The sequence below is a fragment of the Methylocapsa sp. S129 genome (genome assembly GCF_009765995.1).
Lineage (GTDB): Bacteria > Pseudomonadota > Alphaproteobacteria > Rhizobiales > Beijerinckiaceae > Roseiarcus.
Genome location: NZ_LMUI01000011.1, coordinates 55,716 through 73,549, shown reverse-complemented (window position 1 = coordinate 73,549; position 17,834 = coordinate 55,716). Strand labels below are relative to the sequence as shown.

13 protein-coding genes are annotated in these 17,834 nt (G+C 63.2%); 4 read left to right on the top strand and 9 right to left on the bottom strand.

Features of this window, described 5'->3' with window-relative positions:
* Positions 1-180: 180 nt before the first annotated feature.
* The 4 genes from GSQ90_RS02820 to GSQ90_RS02805 form a co-directional block, all read right to left on the bottom strand.
* Entirely contained in the window at positions 181-1,008 is an 828-nt protein-coding gene (locus GSQ90_RS02820; protein ID WP_158813100.1) for an EcsC family protein, read from the bottom strand.
* 84 nt (positions 1,009-1,092) lie between these two features.
* Positions 1,093-1,917 (bottom strand): undecaprenyl-diphosphate phosphatase, encoded by an 825-nt coding sequence (locus tag GSQ90_RS02815; RefSeq protein ID WP_158813098.1) that lies wholly within the window; start codon positions 1,915-1,917, stop codon positions 1,093-1,095.
* 87 nt (positions 1,918-2,004) lie between these two features.
* A complete protein-coding gene (locus tag GSQ90_RS02810) occupies positions 2,005-2,778 on the bottom strand; it encodes a DsbA family protein (RefSeq protein ID WP_158813096.1) in 774 nt (257 codons plus the stop codon).
* A 217-nt stretch (positions 2,779-2,995) separates the two neighbouring features.
* Positions 2,996-5,986, bottom strand: coding sequence for a ribonuclease E/G (locus tag GSQ90_RS02805; protein WP_158813094.1), 2,991 nt, complete (start codon positions 5,984-5,986; stop codon positions 2,996-2,998).
* Positions 5,987-6,690: 704 nt separating this feature from the next.
* On the opposite strand from GSQ90_RS02805, the gene GSQ90_RS02800 reads away from it, so the two are divergent.
* From GSQ90_RS02800 to GSQ90_RS02785, 4 genes are all read left to right on the top strand, one after another.
* Positions 6,691-8,049: an N-acetylmuramoyl-L-alanine amidase gene (locus GSQ90_RS02800; protein ID WP_158813092.1), complete on the top strand. Its 1,359-nt coding sequence runs from the start codon at positions 6,691-6,693 to the stop codon at positions 8,047-8,049.
* A gap of 186 nt (positions 8,050-8,235) precedes the next feature.
* Positions 8,236-10,653: a penicillin-binding protein 1A gene (locus GSQ90_RS02795; protein ID WP_158813090.1), complete on the top strand. Its 2,418-nt coding sequence runs from the start codon at positions 8,236-8,238 to the stop codon at positions 10,651-10,653.
* 300 nt (positions 10,654-10,953) lie between these two features.
* The gene (locus GSQ90_RS02790) at positions 10,954-11,439 is read left to right on the top strand and encodes a GNAT family N-acetyltransferase (RefSeq protein WP_158813088.1); all 486 of its coding nucleotides are present in this window, start codon (positions 10,954-10,956) and stop codon (positions 11,437-11,439) included.
* Positions 11,440-11,773: 334 nt separating this feature from the next.
* Positions 11,774-12,262 carry a DUF4760 domain-containing protein gene (locus tag GSQ90_RS02785; protein WP_158813086.1) on the top strand — a complete coding sequence of 163 codons (489 nt, stop codon included), beginning with the start codon at positions 11,774-11,776 and terminating at the stop codon, positions 12,260-12,262.
* Positions 12,263-12,334: 72 nt separating this feature from the next.
* Here the strand turns inward: GSQ90_RS02785 and GSQ90_RS02780 are convergent, their stop codons facing one another.
* From GSQ90_RS02780 to GSQ90_RS02760, 5 genes are all read right to left on the bottom strand, one after another.
* Entirely contained in the window at positions 12,335-13,498 is a 1,164-nt protein-coding gene (locus tag GSQ90_RS02780; protein WP_158813084.1) for an amidohydrolase, read from the bottom strand.
* A gap of 5 nt (positions 13,499-13,503) precedes the next feature.
* Positions 13,504-14,745 carry a Zn-dependent hydrolase gene (locus tag GSQ90_RS02775; protein WP_158813082.1) on the bottom strand — a complete coding sequence of 414 codons (1,242 nt, stop codon included), beginning with the start codon at positions 14,743-14,745 and terminating at the stop codon, positions 13,504-13,506.
* A complete protein-coding gene (locus GSQ90_RS02770; RefSeq protein WP_158813080.1) occupies positions 14,742-15,815 on the bottom strand; it encodes a pyridoxal-phosphate dependent enzyme in 1,074 nt (357 codons plus the stop codon). The genes GSQ90_RS02775 and GSQ90_RS02770 overlap by 4 nt, the downstream gene beginning before the upstream one ends.
* 62 nt (positions 15,816-15,877) lie before the next feature.
* The gene (locus tag GSQ90_RS02765; protein ID WP_158813078.1) at positions 15,878-17,107 is read right to left on the bottom strand and encodes an MFS transporter; all 1,230 of its coding nucleotides are present in this window, start codon (positions 17,105-17,107) and stop codon (positions 15,878-15,880) included.
* A gap of 349 nt (positions 17,108-17,456) precedes the next feature.
* Entirely contained in the window at positions 17,457-17,726 is a 270-nt protein-coding gene (locus GSQ90_RS02760) for a hypothetical protein (RefSeq protein ID WP_158813076.1), read from the bottom strand.
* Positions 17,727-17,834 lie beyond the last annotated feature (108 nt).

Here is a 17,834-nt window from a genome sequence, read left to right as displayed (position 1 = left end):
ATCGCGCCAAACTTTAGCCGTATTAAGGCGCGGTTTTTGCCTGCCTCGGTAGCCAGACACATTAATGCTGATTTTTCCGTCGTTTGACGGGTATAGCCCCTCGCGATCCTTAGAGGCAAAGCCCCCGAATCTCAAGAAGGGCGACGCTTCACATGAACGTGAACGGCGCGTTGCGCCTCATCATTTCCGGCCAGGCTTCTCGTTGCGCAGCCGTTCATAGTCGAAGCGCACAGCTTCTGCGCCGTAGGCCCGCTCAAGGCGACGCACAGTGAAATGGCCGCGGGCAATGTTCTGGAAATGCTCGGTGAAGGCCAGATTGACCGCCGCGCCGCCGAGCGCCCCGATGACGGGAATCGCTTGGGCGGCGAGCTTTTGGCTCACAACCAAGCCGAAGCGCGCGGCGATCTGCACGACAAGGCGGACCAGAACCGGCGCCGTCTCGTCGGTCAGCCCACGCTGGAGAATGAAACGCGCGCTTTCGCTCACCGTTTTGGCGAGCACGCTGCGGATGGCGAAATAGCTGCCCTCAAGCGCCGCCGCCTCGCCTGGCGCTCGTCCGCCGAGCGCGAAAACCTCGACGCAGGCGAGCGCCGCTTCCGGTTGGGTCAGATCCTCGCCTTGCTCGCGTGCGATCTGGGCGATCGAGCGGAGCATGATGGTCGTGGAAACCGGCAATTCGACCGCGACGGCCGCCAATCCGAAGGCGCCGCCGGCGGCGCCTGACGCGGCGGCGAGGGCTTTGTGCATGCCGCTGGCGGCTTTTGGCGGAGTCTTCGCGTCAATCGTGCTGATCGCGACGCGCAACGCCGCGCGCAGGGCGGTTTCGGTGGCGCGAGCGACAACCTTGCGCACCGGCGAGGGCAGGGAGCGCCCCACCATCTCAACCTGCCGTCCAAGCAGATTGGTCAGCCGCGAAGAAAAGCCGTTGCCCTCCAGGGCGTCGACAGCCGCGCGAAGCTGGTCGGTCTCCGCCTCGGTCAAATGCGTCGGCATGACATCGAGCATCATGGTCCACCCTCGCCGCTCTCGCAGGGCGACGCGCGAGAGATATAGGCGCTTGCGCCTGACGGGCCAAGTGGCGGGCCCCGGGGCTCAGGTCAATGCGATAATCGCAAGGCTGGCGACCCCTGCCGCCCAGCAATAATAGGCGAACGGGTTCAACGCTTCGAATTCGTGACGGCGGAAATAGCGCATGAGAAAGACGATGCTGAAATAGGCGACGATTCCCGCGACGATTCCTGAAAGGATGGCCGCCCCGCCTAAAGTTGAGCCCTGGTGGAGGAGCTTTGGCGCTTCGAGGACGGTTGCGCCCAGCATGATCGGCGGCGCCATCAGAAACGAAAAACGCGCCGATTCCTTATGTTCAAGTCCTGCGACGACGCCTGCGACAATCGTTGCGCCCGAGCGCGAAATGCCGGGAATGAGCGCGAAGCACTGCGAAAAGCCGACCGCCAGCGCGCCTTTCCAATTGAGTTGCTCAAGTTTGCCGATCGCCTGTCCCGCAACCTTGTCGCCAAGAAACAGAATGAACCCGTTCACGATCAAGAATATCGCGGCGATCCATGGCGCCGCGAAGGCGTCTCCGAGCAGTTTCCGAAACCCATAACCGACGATGACCGCCGGAATGGTCGCCAGCACGACAAACAGGAAGATGCGCCGATCGGTCTTCGCGCGCGGACTCGACTGGCTCAGCAAGGAGGCCGCAAAAGCTAGCCAGTCGCGCCAGAAATACAGCAAGAGCGCGATCGCTGTGCCCAGATGCATGACGACCAGATAGGGCAGGAAGTCGGCCGCCGCCTGGTCGATCGCCCAATGCAGCAGGCGCGGCAGGATGACCGCGTGGCCTAGGCTGCTGACCGGAAACAATTCGGTGACGCCCTGCAGAATCGCCATGACGATCGCTTGCAATGTGGTCATGGCGAAGACGAGCCTTATCAGGTCAAAAAAATGCGGGCCGGCTCAATAATGAGCGAGCCCGCTTTATTAAAGGTTTATTTTTGCCGTTCAGCAGACGGCATGCCCGCATTTATGCACGCTATCCAGCTTCTGCTTGAGCTGGTCATAGCCAACGGCGCCGACGACGACTTCCTGGCCGACAACGAATGTCGGGGTGCCGTTGATCTGCAGCGCGTCGGCCATATGCATGACTTCTTCGAGGCCGGCCGTCACGTCGGGGCTCTCCATATCCTTGTTGAGCCGGTCCATATCGACGCCCATCTCTTTCGCGACGGCAAGCGCTTCGGTCTTGCCGACCGGGCCGTGACTGCCAAGAAGCTTGACATGGAACTGCCAGAACTTGTCGCCGTGAAGCTGGTTGCGCACCGCAGTGGCGACTTTCGCCGCTTCGACGGACCCAGGCCCCAATACCGGGAAATCCTTCAGAACAAGCTTCATGTTCGGGTCGGTTTGCATCAGCTTGGCCATGTCGGGCAGCGCGCCTTTGCAATAATGGCAATTGTAATCGAAGAATTCGACGAGCGTGGCGTCGCCCTTGGGATTGCCGACATTGGCTTGATGAGCGGAGGAGAACAGGGGGCCGGCCTGATCGGCGACGGCGCTCTGGCGCGCCTGCGCCTCGACCTGTTTGTCGTGTTTGTCCAGCGCGTCGATCGCCGCGCGCAGGACATCCGGATTCTGAATCAGATAGTCCTTCATGATCGCGCCGATTTCGGCTTTTTGTTCGGGCGTAAATTCAGCGGCCGAAGCCGGCGCCGCACAGGGCCCGGCAAGCGCCCCGAACAGAGCCGCGGCAAAAGTCAAACCGAGCAATCGTTTCATTTCGTTCTCCCAGGTCGGATTCGACGCCCCGCCAAAATTTTACCCGGCAACGCCTCTCTCACGATCGAATAATCCATGAGGGTCTATCGTGCCGAAATCTCACCAGCGATTCATTAAAACGACAATCGCGCGCCGCCAAGACGGAACGGCCCGCGTTCACACTTTCGTGCGAGACCCTTCTTCCGTAGGACGAGAGAAGGGTCTCTTGTTAATCGGCCTATTCGCCAACGAATGTGGCGCGCGCCCGTCGCCACCAGCCTGAACGTTTGGGGCGAGACGGATCGTCGGCTTCAGCCTGTGTCGTCGCCTCTGCCGCGGAGGGCGCTTCTTCCGTGGAAGCAGGGAGGGCCGCTTCCCGGCGTTCCGGCGTTTGCTCGGTTTCCGGCTGATGGAACATCGGCCCATCGGCCACGGACTCGTGGACAGCCGACGGCGGCCGATGCTCTGGCTCCCATGCGAAAGATTCCTGCGTCGGCTCGCCGCGCGCCTCATGGACGCCGCTCTCGTAAGGCGAACCGGGCGGCGGAACATCGATCGCCTGCGCCTGCGGTTGCTCTTCTCCTTCTGCCCCGGACGCGTCCATCAAACGCGGCTGTCGTCCGCGATCGCCGCGGCGCGGCCCGCGTGCGCGACGCTGACGACCGGAGACCTCGCGAGGCCGTCCATCCCCGACGATCTCCGCGTCTTCCGCAGATTCGTCAGTCACCGGCGCGGGCAACGGAAGATCGCCCCCGATTTCCGCCATGACGGCCAGACCCGAGTCGGTCGGTTGCGGCGCGTCGGGATTGATCCCCTCGACAGGGCTGCGCTCGCCGCGCCGCCGCCGGCGGCGGCGGCGGCGGCGCCCCGCCTCGCCTTCCTCGCCCGCATTTTTTTCGCCTCTGCCGGCATGGTGAGGGGAGCGGCCTCGCGCCCCTTCTTCCGACGATTCGTCGCTCTCGGCTTCCTCGCTCTCCGATTCCGCCTCGTCTTCGGACGGAGTCTCTTCCTCGATTTCGTCGTCGGCGGGGATCGAATAGTCGTATTTTGGCGCTTCGCCTTGTGTGTCGTCCGCCTTGACGCCGGTCGCCGGCTCGCCGCGCTCGAAGGCATGGTAGTTCAAGCCCGTCAGCGTATCGTCGGCGGCGAGCATAATCGTCACGCCAAAGCGCCGCTCAAGGTCGCGCAGATGCGCGCGTTTTTGATTGAGAATATAAAGCGCCACCTCGGTGCGGGTCCGCACGGTCATGTTATGCGAGGCGCTCTTGATCAGCGCGTCTTCGAGAACGCGCAGCACGTGCAGGGCGATCGACGCCGTCGAGCGAACGACCCCCGCGCCCATGCAATGAGCGCACACGACGGTCGAGCCTTCGAGCACGCCGGTGCGGATGCGCTGACGCGACATTTCGAGCAGGCCAAAATGCGAAATCCGGCCCACCTGGATGCGCGCGCGATCGTTCTTGAGCGCATCCTTGACGCGTCGCTCAACCGCGCGATTGTTGCGGCCCTCCTCCATATCGATGAAATCGACGACGATCAGACCGGCCAGATCGCGCAAGCGCAATTGCCTGGCCACTTCGTCCGCCGCCTCAAGATTGGTGCGCAGCGCCGTGTCTTCGATATTGTGTTCGCGCGTCGAGCGGCCCGAATTCACGTCGATGGCAACCAAAGCCTCGGTCTGGTTGATGACGATATAACCGCCCGATTTCAGCGTGACCTGATTCGAGAACATCGCATCGAGCTGCGCTTCAACGCCGACCCGCGCGAAAACCGGCTGAACGTCCCGATAGGGCAGGACGTTCCTGGCATGGCTCGGCATCAACAAACGCATGAATTCCTTGGCTTCGCGAAAAGCCTCCTCACCCGCGACGATCACCTCCTCGACATCCTTGTTGTAGAGGTCGCGGATCGCTCGCTTGATCAGTGAACCTTCCTCATAGACGAGGGTCGGCGCGCTTGAAGACAGGGTCAACTCGCGAACCGTCTCCCACATGCGCAGCAGATATTCGAAATCGCGTTTCACCTCCGCCTTGGTGCGCGAGGCGCCCGCCGTGCGCAGGATGATGCCCATGCCCTCGGGCACTTCCAGATCCTGGGCGATCGATTTCAGGCGACTGCGATCAAGCGTATTGGTGATTTTGCGTGAAATGCCGCCGCCGCGCGCGGTATTGGGCATCAAGACGGAATAACGACCGGCAAGCGACAGATAGGTCGTCAAAGCCGCGCCCTTGTTGCCGCGCTCCTCCTTGACGACCTGGACGAGCAAAACCTGCCGGCGCTTGATGACTTCCTGAATCTTGTATTGGCGGCGCAGGCGCGGCGCGCGGCGCGGCATTTCCTCCATCGCGTCGCCGCCGACATTCTCGATCGCCTCGCCTTCGTCGTCGCCGCGCGAATGGCGCGCCCGCGGCGCGCGCTCTTCAGCGCCGCCGTCAAGCGTCGTGACCTCGTGCTCGTCCTCATCCTCGTCTTCATCTTCGTGGAGCGGCTCGCCCGATGGCTGAACTTCGGAAGAACTTTCCCCCTCCATTGCGGCATGGCCGCTGTCTTCGCGGCTGTCGTCGTCGCCGTGGGAGAGGCCAGCAGGTTCCGAACCCGGTTCTTCGTCGAACGATTGAAATGGCGTATCGGGCGCGTCCATGGGCGCCGCCGAGGGCTCCTCATGCAGGATGACGGGCGCTGGCTCCGCTGCTTCGCGCGGGGCGTCAATGTCCAGATGGGCTTCTTCGTCCAGATGGGCTTCTTCCGCATGGGCCGGCGCGGATGCGTCTAGGGCGGCGTGCGGCGCACGATCGTCGCCGTCAACGGGCGGCTGCTCCGATTCCGCGGGTTCGGAGACGCGCTCCTCGCCCCGCGACCGCATTTCGGCTTCCTGCGGGCGTGGGCGACGATGGCGCCGGCTGCGGCGTTCGCCGCGCGGCTCTTCTTCGTCCTCGCGATGCGAGCGCGCTTCTTCTTCGAGCAGCGCCTGACGATCGGCGACGGGAATCTGATAATAATCGGGGTGAATTTCCGAAAAAGCGAGAAAACCGTGACGATTGCCGCCGTAGTCGATGAAGGCGGCCTGGAGCGAAGGCTCCACGCGCGTCACCTTGGCGAGATAAATATTGCCGCGCAGCGGTTTCTTGTTGGCCGATTCGAAATCGAATTCCTCGACCCGATTACCCCTTAACACGACCACCCGGGTCTCTTCCGGGTGAGAGGCGTCTATAATCATCTTGTTGGGCATGTTGAACTCTCTTGGGGCGCGCGCGCGCGGCTTCCGGCGCCCGAACTGGGCGCTTGAAAGTGCGGCGCGCTGCGCCCGCGTATGATGAATTGTGATGAGGATATTGAATATCAGACGCAGCGACAGCCGCGCCGAGGGTCGCGTCCGAATCGCGCAAGACAAGGCCGAATCGCGCATCTTGATGAGCGATTTGTCGGCCTTGCGTGCATAATTCGGGCATTGCGCACCAGATTAGTCGGCGGAGCCTGTCCTCGTCGCCTATCGAGGGGCGCAAGTTGCGCCATTGTCCCGCTCCGGTTCGCATTTCGAAAGGCGTTGGCCCATCGAACTGCATTCCAATCTTCAAACCGCAAAACCCTCGCTAAGGGAGGCGCTTGAAGAGACGGGCGGAGGCCCGCTGGGTTGGATTTTTCCGCCGCCGCCTCGGCTGACATGCAGCCGTCGCTTCGGCAAAACTCTTGATGTAACCGGCAAAACCGGCGCCAAGCGGAATCGATCCGAACGCAAAACAAGTCTTACATAAGGACTGCCAAGAGCCTTGGCAAGGTTTTTCCCGGCCTGTTGCGCGGCGGCCACAGCGCTGAGGACGCGATCCGCTTATGGTCATAGATCATTAACCGCGAAGGTCCTATGCGTTAGGGCTAACGCGCAGTGGCGAGTCCTTGAGACAAGGGTCGGGACAGATGCCTCACGGAATCTGTAAAATGAGCCGATGGCCGGCCGGGCGCGCCGTCGAAGCGCTTGCGCCGCCAACTCGATGGGCCGCGCTCGCCGTCGCCCTGGTTGTGGCTTGCGTTCCCCTCGAACCCTCGCTGGGGGCCTCGACCGCGCCAGATCCAGGAGCCACGGTCGCAGCCGCCGTCAATCCGCCCGTCGCCGTCGATGCGCGTCTGGTTGATGAAGGCGGCGCCGCCAAGCTCACTTTCGATCTTTCGGCGCCCGTCGAGGCGCGCGCTTTTTCGATGGCCGACCCCGACCGCATCGTTGTCGACGTCCCCGAAGTCAATTTTCAGATCGATCCGGCGGTCGGGCGGGCGCCGCAAGGACGCGCTCTCGGGCCAATCGTCAAATCGTTCCGTTTTGGCCTTCTTGGCCCCGGCAGATCGCGCATCGTGATCGATCTTGCCGGTCCCGCGCGCGTGACGCGGCTCGCAACGCAAGCGATCGCCAACGGCGCCGCGCCGGCGCGGCTGCAAATTGAGCTGTCGCGGTGCGAGCCGGCGGCGTTCCAGCAGGCGGCAAGGGATGGCGAACAAGCCGCGGCCCCCACGCAGGACACGCAGGCGCGTGGCGAAACGTCGCCCACGGCTCCGGGCCCTCTGGCGATCGTGCTGGATCCGGGCCATGGAGGCGTCGATAGCGGCGCGATCGGACCGGGCGGCGCTGTCGAAAAGACAATCGTCTACGAATTCACCACAGAACTTGCGCAAAAACTCGAAGCGAGTGGGCGCTACCGGGTCGTGCTGACCCGTCACGGCGATGAATTCGTCTCGCTGGCCGATCGCGTCAAGATCGCGCGCGATGAGAACGCCGCGCTGCTCATCTCGATCCATGCCGACACGTTGCAGGCGGCGGCCGATGTCTCGGGCGCCACCGTCTATACGGTCGCCGATCGGGCGTCGGACGCCGAGGCGGCGCGTATCGCCGAGCGCGAAAACGCCGCCGACAAGGCCGCCGGCGTCGAGCAAAAGCAGGAGGCGGTTGGCGTCGCCGACATTCTCTTCGATCTCAAGCGGCGGGAGACGCGCGCCTACGCCCATATTTTTTCACGCGGAATTGTCGAGGAATGGCGCGGCGCCGCGCGGCTCAATCACAACCCCGAGCGTTCGGCCGGCTTCGTGGTGCTGAAAGCGCCCGATTTCCCTTCGGTCCTGCTGGAGCTGGGCTATCTCTCAAGTCCGCAAGACGTAAAGTCCATGACGTCTCCTGAATGGCGCGCCAAGGCCACAACGGCGCTGGCGAGCGCCATCGATCGCTTTTTTGTCCCCCATTCCGACGCCGGGCGCGCCGCGCCCAAGGCCGAGGCGAGCGCAAATCCGCCAGATGTCGAGGGCGCGCATTGAGGCGGGATAGGGGCGTGGTAAAAAGGTCACTTCGATCGTCCAGAAAGGCGTTTGAGGACCGTATCGGGCCGCCGGCTTAAATTCGCCGCGCTTGCAACACAAATTGATCCTCTGGTGCTTGTGCTCTAAGGAGTTCGCCCGGCTCCGGTTTGAACCGTCGGCGGCGAGACAGGATTTGATCAGAACATGCGGCGGATTGCCCGTTTCATAGGCTTCATTTTTGCGACATGCGCGATCGTCTTCGTCGTGCTGGCGGCGGCCGTGGGGGCGGTCGTATGGAAATATCAGCAGGACCTGCCGGACTATAGCCAATTGCAAAATTATGAGCCGCCGGTGATGACGCGCGTTCATGCCGGCGACGGCAGCCTGCTGGCCGAATATTATCACGAGCGCCGCCTGTATCTGCCTTCATCCGCCATTCCGCCCCTTGTCAAAGAGGCGTTCATTTCGGCCGAGGACAAGAATTTTTACATCCATCGGGGCTTTGATCCCGAGGGCATTCTTCGCGCGGGCTTCGTCTTCCTCCAAGGCTCCAAACACGTTCAGGGCGCCTCGACGATCACCCAGCAGGTCGCCAAGAACTTCCTTCTCAACAATGAGCGCACGTTCGACCGCAAGATTCGCGAAATCCTGCTCAGCATGCGAATCGAATCGGCCTATTCAAAGGAAAAGATCCTCGAGCTTTATCTGAATGAAATTTATCTCGGCCTCAGCAATTACGGCGTCGCGGCGGCGGCGCTGAACTATTTCGACAAATCGGTGCACGAACTGACCATCGCCGAGGTCGCCTATCTCGCGGCGCTGCCCAAGGAGCCGAGCGAGCTCAATCCATTCCGCAATCACGATCGCGCCCTCGACCGCCGCAATTACGTCATCGGCCGCATGGCCGAGGACGGCTATATCACCCAGGCGGAGGCGCAGAAGGCGCGATCCGAACCGCTGACCATCAATCCGCGCGTGCTGACGCCCAATTCGATCGCCGCCGGCTTTTTCGCCGAGGAAGTGCGCCGCGAAATCCTTGTGCGCTATGGCGATCAGAAGCTGAACGAGGGCGGTCTTTCCGTTCGCACGACGCTCGACCCCAAAATACAGTTGATGGCGCGCAAAGCGCTGGTCGACGGCCTCGTGCATTATGACGAGGCGCATGGCTGGCACGGCACGGTCAAGTCGATCGACTTGGGTCAGGACTGGGGCGTCTCGCTGGCCGACATCCCGCAATTGGGCGATGTGAAGCCATGGCGCCTTGCCGTGGTGCTCGACGCCAATGACATATCCGCCCGCATCGGATTGCAGCCCGACCGCGATCCGTCCGGCGCGGTCGGTCAAAACCGCGAAACGGGATCGATCACCATCGATGGGACGAAATGGACCGGCAAGCGGCCGCGTGCGCTGATGAAGCCGGGCGACGTCGTCTATGTCGAGCCGATCGCCGGTAAAACCGCCGAATTTCGCCTGCGCCAGATTCCTGAAGTGTCGGGCGCCTGCGTTGCGATGGACCCCTTCACCGGCCGCGTCCTGGCGATGGTCGGCGGCTTCTCTTTCGACCAGTCGGAATTCAATCGCGCCACCCAGGCCAAGCGCCAGCCCGGCTCGTCCTTCAAACCGCTCGTCTATGCGACCGCGCTCGACAACGGCTATACGCCGTCCTCGATTGAGCTCGATGAGCCGATCGAAGTCGACCAGGGCAATGGCGAGATGTGGTCGCCGCAAAATTTTGAAGGCAAGTCGGGCGGCCCGCATACGCTGCGTTTTGGCGTCGAACATTCGATCAATCAGATGACGGTGCGTCTGGCGCGCGACATCGGCATGCCGCTGATCGTCGAATACGCCAAGCGTTTTGGCATTTACGACGATCTGCCGCCCTATCTCTCGATGTCGCTGGGCGCCGGCGAGACGACGGTGCTGCGCATGGTGACCGCCTATTCGATGTTCGCCAATGGCGGCCGGCGCATCAAGGCGACCCTGATCGACCGCATCCAGGATCGCTGGGGCCATACGATCTACAAGCACGACGAGCGCATTTGCCAGGGCTGCGACGCGACGCATTGGGACGATCAGAGCGAGCCGAAGCTGATCGATACGCGCGAGCAGGTGATTGATCCGCTGACCGCCTATCAGATCACCTCGATCATGGAGGGCGTTATCCAGCGCGGCACGGCGGCCGGCGCCGGCATCCGGGAATTGGGCAAGCATCTGGCCGGCAAGACGGGCACCACCAACGACGCCAAGGACCTGTGGTTCGTCGGCTATTCGCCCGATCTCGCCTTCGGCGTGTTCATGGGTTACGACCATCCGCGTTCCCTCGGCGATTCCGCGCAGGCCGCGCTCTATACCGCGCCGATTTTCCGCGACTTCATGAAATTGGCGCTCAAAGACACGCCCGATACGCCGTTCCGCGTGCCCCCCGGCATCAAGCTGATTTCGGTCGACGCCCATACCGGCACGCGCTCCAGCGGCCCGGGCTCGATCCTCGAGGCTTTCAAACCGGGCACCGGGCCGCCGGACTCCTATGCTGCGGGCGATGGCGGGGAATCGCCCCATGTCCTCAATGTTTCGCCTGACATCGAGAAGGCGGTCGGCTCAGGGACGGGCGGCCTTTACTAGGCGAGCCGTCGCGGCCCGGATTCGACAAAAAAGAGACGAAGCGGGCCGAGTCAATGATATCAAGGGGTTGGTAAAATTTTTATCTGGCGGGAATGAGCGATATCAAAGGGTTGCAAGCGAAAAATCTAGAAAATTCTCTTTTTTCGAAACTTCCGCCAAACCTCAAGCGAACTTTGTCCTCTCGACCCTCCGCTGACGCCTTCGTCGCCGCAAAACAAATCATTATGCGACGGAAAAGCCGCAGTGTCGAGGAAACAATTCTCTAAAACAGAAATTGCCTGATCGAACGCGGAGAACGCGATGATCGAAGACTCCAGGCGTCAGGTCGTTTCGACCTCTGAGCGGCCCGACCTCGCGCCGCTGGTCGCGTCCTGGCTCTGGACCGAGTTCTGGCGCGCCGGCGGTCATTCCCTGCAACAGACGCTGGAGGCCGTCCAGACCTCCGTCACGGCGCCGCGAATGCCCAAAACCTTCGTTCTGCTCGTCGATGGCGAGCCCGTCGGCACGGCCAGCCTGGCCGAAAGCGATCTCGAAGAGCGCCCCGATCTGACGCCGTGGCTGGCGGGCGTATTCGTCGAACCCGCGGCGCGCGGGCAGGGGCTCGCCGCGACGCTGATCGTCGCGGTGGAAGACCAATGCCGGAAGATTTCGATCCCCACGCTCTGGCTCTACACCAGGCGGGCGGAGAAGGTTTATCTCCGTGCGGGTTGGCGCACCGTCCAGACCGTCGTGCATAAGGACAAGCCCCATGCGCTGATGCGGCGCGATCTCGGCGGCGGGGGATAATCAGCGCCGGGCGGGGTTTTCCATTTTCTGGACGATTCCGGAGGGTTGTTTGAGCATACGCACAAATGTGCATGAGCGCGCCGCCGAACCCATCGGCCGTCCGCGGGGATCGGAGCGCAACGATCGGGGAAGGAGAATTAGGGCTTCCGCAACCCTTAAGGTGGAGATTTGTTAAGGAAGACGCTTCTTGACATTCTACCTGGGGTGGACGACCTGTAACTCAACGTCGGGGTCGCTCCCGCGAGTAAAAATGGAGGCTCCTATGCACATGTGCGAAGGATGGGGCGGCGAGACAAGGCCCCTTGGCGGCGAAGTCCGACCCAAATAATCACTTATGACGACCGATGAAATTCAGTTCTATGGCCTCTGTGTTCAAACAGGGGCCATAGTTGTTTCTGCGATCGGCGTGATCTTCTCGATCGCGTGGAATGTGCGCATCGCCCGTCGCCGCGCGACCCTCGATCTTCTGATCAATGAGCAAACCCACGAAACCCCTCTTTCCGAGCGCACGGAATTTCTGAAGGCGAAGAACGGCGGGGACCTCGCAAAATGGGCGGCGCCAGGCAACGAAAGCGCCAAGGAGGCGGTGGCGATGCGCGCCGTTTTGAATCGCTACGAACTGGTCGCAATCGGTATTTCAGAGGGAACGATCGACGAGGGCCTCTATAAAAAGTGGTGTCGGTCGACGCTCGTCAACGATTGGATATCCGTCAAGCCCTTCGTCACGCAATTGCGCGCGAACACGCGCGTTTGGACCGTCTTCTCCGATTTTGAAGCTCTCGCGAAGAAATGGGCGACGAAAGACGAAACTCCCCACCTTTGACCATCAAACTCCGACTGCGAGGTCGGTGATTCGAAGACCATTCGCGGCGGGGCTGAAAAGAACACTCTTCCCTCAGCCCGCCGGCAGTCGCTGCCGCGCGATCGCCGCATAGAAACGCGCGCCGTCAAGGAGGGCCGCGTCGTTGAAATCGTAGCAGGGGTTATGCAGCGGCGCGGAATTTTCGCCGTTGCCGATGAAGGCGAAACATCCGGGCGCGTGATCGAGGAAACGGGCGAAATCTTCCGAGGCCGTGAGCGGCTCCCGGTCGCCGCGGATCGCGGCGGGGTTAAAGACGGTCGCGGCCGCCGCCAGCGCCGCTCGGGTGGCTTCGGCATCGTTCACGAGCGGCGTGAACTCCCTGATGTAGGCGACTTCGGCCGAGCAATCGTAGAGGGCTGCGGTCCCCGCCGCGATGCGCCGGATCTGCGCTTCGATTTCGGCGCTGACTTCGGGGCGGAAGCTTCTCGCGTCGCCGAGCACGCGCGCCATGCCCGGCAGGATATTGCGCGCGCCGTCGGCGATCAGCTCAGTCGCCGAGACGACGGCGATATCGGCTGGGTTGAGCCGGCGCGCCACAATCGTTTGCAGGCTGACGACGAGCGCGCAAGCGGCGACGAGAACCTCGCGCCCCTCATGCGGGCGCGCCGCATGGCCGCCGATGCCGTTGAGCGTGATCTCGAAATTATCCTCGGCCGCCAGCAGCGGACCGACTCGCGTTTCGAAACTGCCGACCGGCAAGCCCGGCCAATTGTGCAGGCCGTAGATTTCGTCAAAGGGAAAGCGCGCCATTAGGCCATCGGCGAGCATGGCGAGCGCGCCCTTGCCCCATTCCTCGGCCGGTTGGAAGATGAATCGAATGGCGCCGTCAAAGCCCCCCTCGGCGGCGAGCAATTTGGCCGCGCCGAGCAACATCGCGGTATGCCCGTCGTGGCCGCAAGCGTGCATCAGCCCGGAATGTCGAGACTTATAAGCCTGCGTTCCCTGCTCATCGATGCGCAATGCATCCATATCGGCCCTGAGCGCAATGGCGCGATTGGACGTTCCAAGGCGCAGCGCGCCGACAATGCCGGTGCCGCCGATTCCTTCGGCGATTTCGTCGAGGCCGAAGCCCCGCAGCTTGGCCGCGACGAACGCCGCCGTGCGCTTCTCCTCGAAGCCAAATTCGGGATGGGCGTGGAGATCATGGCGCCATTCCGTCATCTCTTTTGCAAGCGCGTCGAGATCGAGCTTCGCCATGGATTCTATTCCTGTTCCGCCGCGAGACGACGAACCACATCGAGCAACACATTAGCGCCGGCGGCAAGGTCGGCGGGAGACGTATGTTCGCGCGGATTGTGGCTGATGCCGTCGACGCTCGGAACAAAGATCATCGCGGCCGGGCAGAGGCGCGCCATCATCTGCGCGTCATGGCCGGCGCCCGAAGTCATGCGCTTGGCGCTGAGGCCGCGCTGATGAGCGGCCTGCTCGATGAGTTGGACGATCTTATTGTCGAACGTCACGGGCTCGAAACGCGCCAGCCGCTCTACCGCGATCGAAACGGATTCCTGCTCCGCCAGTTGGGTCAGATAAAGCTCAAGCGCCGCTTCCGCTTCGCGCAATCGCGCTTCATCCGGCTCGCGCAGATCGATGGTGAAAATGGCGCGCGCGGGGATCACATTGATCGCATTCGGCTCAAAGCGCATGCAGCCGACCGTCGCCACGGTCGGGGCGTTGGCGCCGGCGGCAAGATCATGCAGGAAGGCGACGACCTTGGCGGCCGCATAGCCCGCGTCGCGCCGCATCGCCATCGGCGTCGTGCCGGCATGATTGGCGACGCCTTCGATCGTCACGCGCCGCCATGAAATGCCCTGCAGATTCTCCACGGCGCCGATGGCGATCCCCTCGCGATCGAGAATCGGCCCCTGTTCGATGTGAAGTTCGATATAGGCGTGCGGGCGCAGGAAGCCCGGCTCCTTTTGCCCGGCATAGCCGATGCGCGCCAGTTCCGCGCCAAGCGTCGCTCCATCCGCGTCGACCGACGCCAGCGCTTCATCGACGCCAAGCCCGCCGGCATAGACGAGCGAGCCCATCATATCGGGTGCGTAGCGCACGCCTTCCTCATTGGTGAAGGCGGCGACCACGATCGGGCGCGACGGAACGAAGTCCGCAGCTGCCAGCGTCTCGACGACTTCCAGGCCGGCAAGGACGCCGAAGCAGCCATCGTAGATTCCAGCGTCGACGACGGTGTCGATATGCGAGCCGATCATCACCGGCGCGAGGTTGCTGCGATCCGCGCCGCGCCAGATGCCGAACATATTGCCGAGGCGATCGACCGCCAGTTCGAGGCCGGCGTCCTTGATCCAGCCTGCCAGCGCATCACGCCCGGCCTTGTCGGCGTCCGAAGCGGCCAGACGCGTGAGCCTTCCGGCTTCATCGCGGCCGATCTCGCCCAATTGCCGGATGCGCGCGAACAGGCGTTGGGAATCGATTGATAGGGAAGTCACGTCGCCTCGCCTTCGATTTCGGCCTCGCTGACGATGAGAAGAATGCGGCTCGCCGCGTCGATGGCGAAATTCGCGTCGCTCTCTTCGCCGATCGCGCGCAACAATCCGGCGAGGCCTGTCGCGCCCGACGGCGTGGTGAGGGGCCCGCCCCCTTTTCGCAGTTCGCGCGGCGCTTTGGCGAGTTCGTCCTCAGGAACTGCGATGGCGCGCGCGCCAGCCCGGCGCAACGCGTCCATCGCGGGCGCGCTCGCCTTGCCGCAGGACAGCATTTCGGCGACGGTTTCGAGGTTTCCAGGCACGCGGGGAAGGCCGCCTTCGGCAAGAGCGGCCGCGACGCAGGCCGCCTTTTCCGGCTCGACGACGACCAGGATCGCGGGCGGCGCCAGCCATGATTTCAAGCCATCCGCCATCGCACAGGCGAGGCCGCCGACGCCCGCTTGCACAAAAAGATGCGTCGGCCGCTGATGGCCTGCAGCTTCGACCCGATCGCGAATTTCGGCGGCGATGATTCCATAGCCGGACATCACGTCGGCGACGATTGGATCATCGGGATCGTCCGATGTGTCGGCGACGAGAATGCCGGCGCCGGCCCGCGCCGCTTCGACGGCGGCGTCGACCGCGTCGTCATAGGCGCCGTCCACCCAGCGGATTTCGGCGCCTTGCGCCGCGATCCGCTGGGCGCGCGCCGCTGGAACGCGGTGATGCAGGTACACCCGCGCTGGCGCGCCGGCGAAATGGGCGGCCGCGGCGACGGCGAGGCCATGGTTGCCGTCGCTGGCGCAAACCAGCGCAGGCAAGGCGGCGCCGCGGTCGGCCCGTCCGAGCACGCCGGCGATATCCGTTCCCGAGGCTCTGGCGAGCGCGCGCAGGCCGGCATAGACGCCGCCAAGGGATTTGAAGCTCCCCAGGAGCCGGCGCCCCTCGTCCTTGGCGAGAATCTGCGCGACGCCGAGCGCGCTTGCGAGCTCGGGAAGATCGATAAGCGGGGTCGGCGCATAGGCTGGCGAAAGACGTAGCAATTCCGCGGCTATTTCTTCGGCGGTTTGACGCGGGAGGGAAGAGGCGTTCATCTCGGGCGTTCTCACGGGCACGTTGATCTTGTATGCTGAAAACAAGCCGGACGATGGGGCGCTTAGCGCTCCGCCGACCGCACCGCCCAATTATAAACCGCGCCGCAGGCGATCAACACTGACGTTCCTAGGAACACCGCGCGCATGCCGAAATGGCCGCCGATGAAACCTCCGACGAGTGGGCCTGTGACCTGGCCAGCATATTGGGCCGAGGTGGAATAACCAAGGATCGCGCCGCCGACGCCGTCCGGGACATTGTGCCGGATGACGCTGGCGATGCAGGGCAGGAGGCCGCCGAGCGCCAGGCCCATCAGGAAACGCAATCCGACGAGTTGCCAGCCCTGCGTCACGAAAGCCTGCGGGATCAGCAGCAGCGCGCAGGCGGCGAGCGCGCCGACGATCACGTTCCAATGGCCGACGCGGTCGGCGAGCTTGCCGAGACGCGAGGCCGACAGAATGCTGCCCAGCGCCGCCGCGGACATGACAATTCCCGACACCAGCGTCACCTCGCTCTGGTCGCGGACGAGCTGCGCCACATAAACCGTGATGATCGGCTCGATCGACATAGTGGCGAACATCAGCAGCATGCCGGTGAACATCATCGCCAGCGCGGGACGTTTGTCGGGGATCGCCGCCCATCCGCCGCGCCGGGCTGATTTCGCACGGGGCGGACGACGCTCCTCCTTGATCAGGAACGTGGTCGCCAGAAAAGTCAGGAAGATGACCGCTCCCGCCGCCCAGAACGTATCGCGGATGCCGATCAGCGGCGGCAGCGCGCCGCCGATCAGCGGGCCGACGAGATTGCCCGCCATGATTCCCGACGCCAACATGCCGAGCGCCCATCCCGAGCGGTCTTTGGGCGTTTGGGTCGCCACCAGCACCATCGATCCCGAGGAATAGCCGCCGAGCAGGCCGACGAGGAGGCGCAACGCCACCAATTGCCAGACATCCTGCGCCATGCCGATCAGCGGCATCGCGATCGTCATGCCGAGGCTGGCGCGGATCAGCATCAGCTTGCGTCCATGGAGATCGGCGAGCCAGCCCCAAAGCGGCGCGACAAGCGCCGCCGTGAAGAAGCTCGCCCCATAAGCGATGCCCGACCATTGCACGATCGCCGCCTGATCCCTGACGCCGAGCTGCTCGACGTAAAGAGGCAGAAACGGCAGCATCAGCGTCATCGCGACGATCGTCGTGAACGAGCCGACCAGGCAGACCGTCATGTTGCGGAGCCAATATTGCGACTCGACGCCGGCCGTGGGAGCCGCGACCGGATTTGCCGGGCGAGCGCTCATGAGCGAACAGAAGACTGAGGCATTGCGAGCGCGGACACCTGGGGACCCCGTGACGAGACCCCAATCTCTCATCAATCGCAGCCGGATATAAGAGGAATAGATATACGAGTATATCTGGTTCCAGGTTAAGCGCGCTGCGCCCCCGGATTTATCGCGACCGATCAGCGAACGCGCTTTCTCTTCGGCCCCGTCGCGACCGTTTGAGCGGCGTGGTCCGTGAAAGCGGCGATGGCGGAAGGCGGCAGACCAGCGGGCGCCAGTCCCGTCTGCAATGAGGGGTTAAAACGTTGCGCGACCGAAGTCCTTGCGCGTCCGGAATTGAACGGCGGGCCGGCGGCCTGAAGGCCTCTTAGGGCAGCTCGACCTCATGCCGCACCAGACCGGCGACACGCTGTCCTGGAAGGGTCACAAAGGAGGGCTGCTGGATCGCCGCGGATTTTTGGGGGGCGATGCCGGCTATATCGAAATGCACAGGCCGGAGGGCCGTAAGCGCCGCAACCGCGGCGATGATGACGACCACGACGAGCGAGCCGATGAGCTGGCGACGGGCGACTGATTGAATCTCGCCGTCGCTGAGAGCCGCCGCGCCTTCATCGTCGAAATATTCAACGTTTGCCATTTTCGCGTCCTCGGCCAAGTCCGATATTGTGATAACGCAGCGAGGGTTCAGAAGTTCCAGGGACGCATCAGGCGCCCTCGCATTTGGCTTTACGGGACGGTCGTTCCG

Coding starts and splice junctions, on each gene's coding strand:
- GSQ90_RS02800 (WP_158813092.1), top strand. CDS start 6,691: ATGAGCCGATGGCCGGCCGGGCGCGCCGTCGAAGCGCTTGCGCCGCCA.
- GSQ90_RS02810 (WP_158813096.1), bottom strand. CDS start 2,778: ATGAAACGATTGCTCGGTTTGACTTTTGCCGCGGCTCTGTTCGGGGCG.
- GSQ90_RS02820 (WP_158813100.1), bottom strand. CDS start 1,008: ATGATGCTCGATGTCATGCCGACGCATTTGACCGAGGCGGAGACCGAC.
- GSQ90_RS02770 (WP_158813080.1), bottom strand. CDS start 15,815: ATGAACGCCTCTTCCCTCCCGCGTCAAACCGCCGAAGAAATAGCCGCG.
- GSQ90_RS02795 (WP_158813090.1), top strand. CDS start 8,236: ATGCGGCGGATTGCCCGTTTCATAGGCTTCATTTTTGCGACATGCGCG.
- GSQ90_RS02790 (WP_158813088.1), top strand. CDS start 10,954: ATGATCGAAGACTCCAGGCGTCAGGTCGTTTCGACCTCTGAGCGGCCC.
- GSQ90_RS02815 (WP_158813098.1), bottom strand. CDS start 1,917: ATGACCACATTGCAAGCGATCGTCATGGCGATTCTGCAGGGCGTCACC.
- GSQ90_RS02805 (WP_158813094.1), bottom strand. CDS start 5,986: ATGCCCAACAAGATGATTATAGACGCCTCTCACCCGGAAGAGACCCGG.
- GSQ90_RS02760 (WP_158813076.1), bottom strand. CDS start 17,726: ATGGCAAACGTTGAATATTTCGACGATGAAGGCGCGGCGGCTCTCAGC.
- GSQ90_RS02785 (WP_158813086.1), top strand. CDS start 11,774: ATGACGACCGATGAAATTCAGTTCTATGGCCTCTGTGTTCAAACAGGG.
- GSQ90_RS02765 (WP_158813078.1), bottom strand. CDS start 17,107: ATGAGCGCTCGCCCGGCAAATCCGGTCGCGGCTCCCACGGCCGGCGTC.
- GSQ90_RS02780 (WP_158813084.1), bottom strand. CDS start 13,498: ATGGCGAAGCTCGATCTCGACGCGCTTGCAAAAGAGATGACGGAATGG.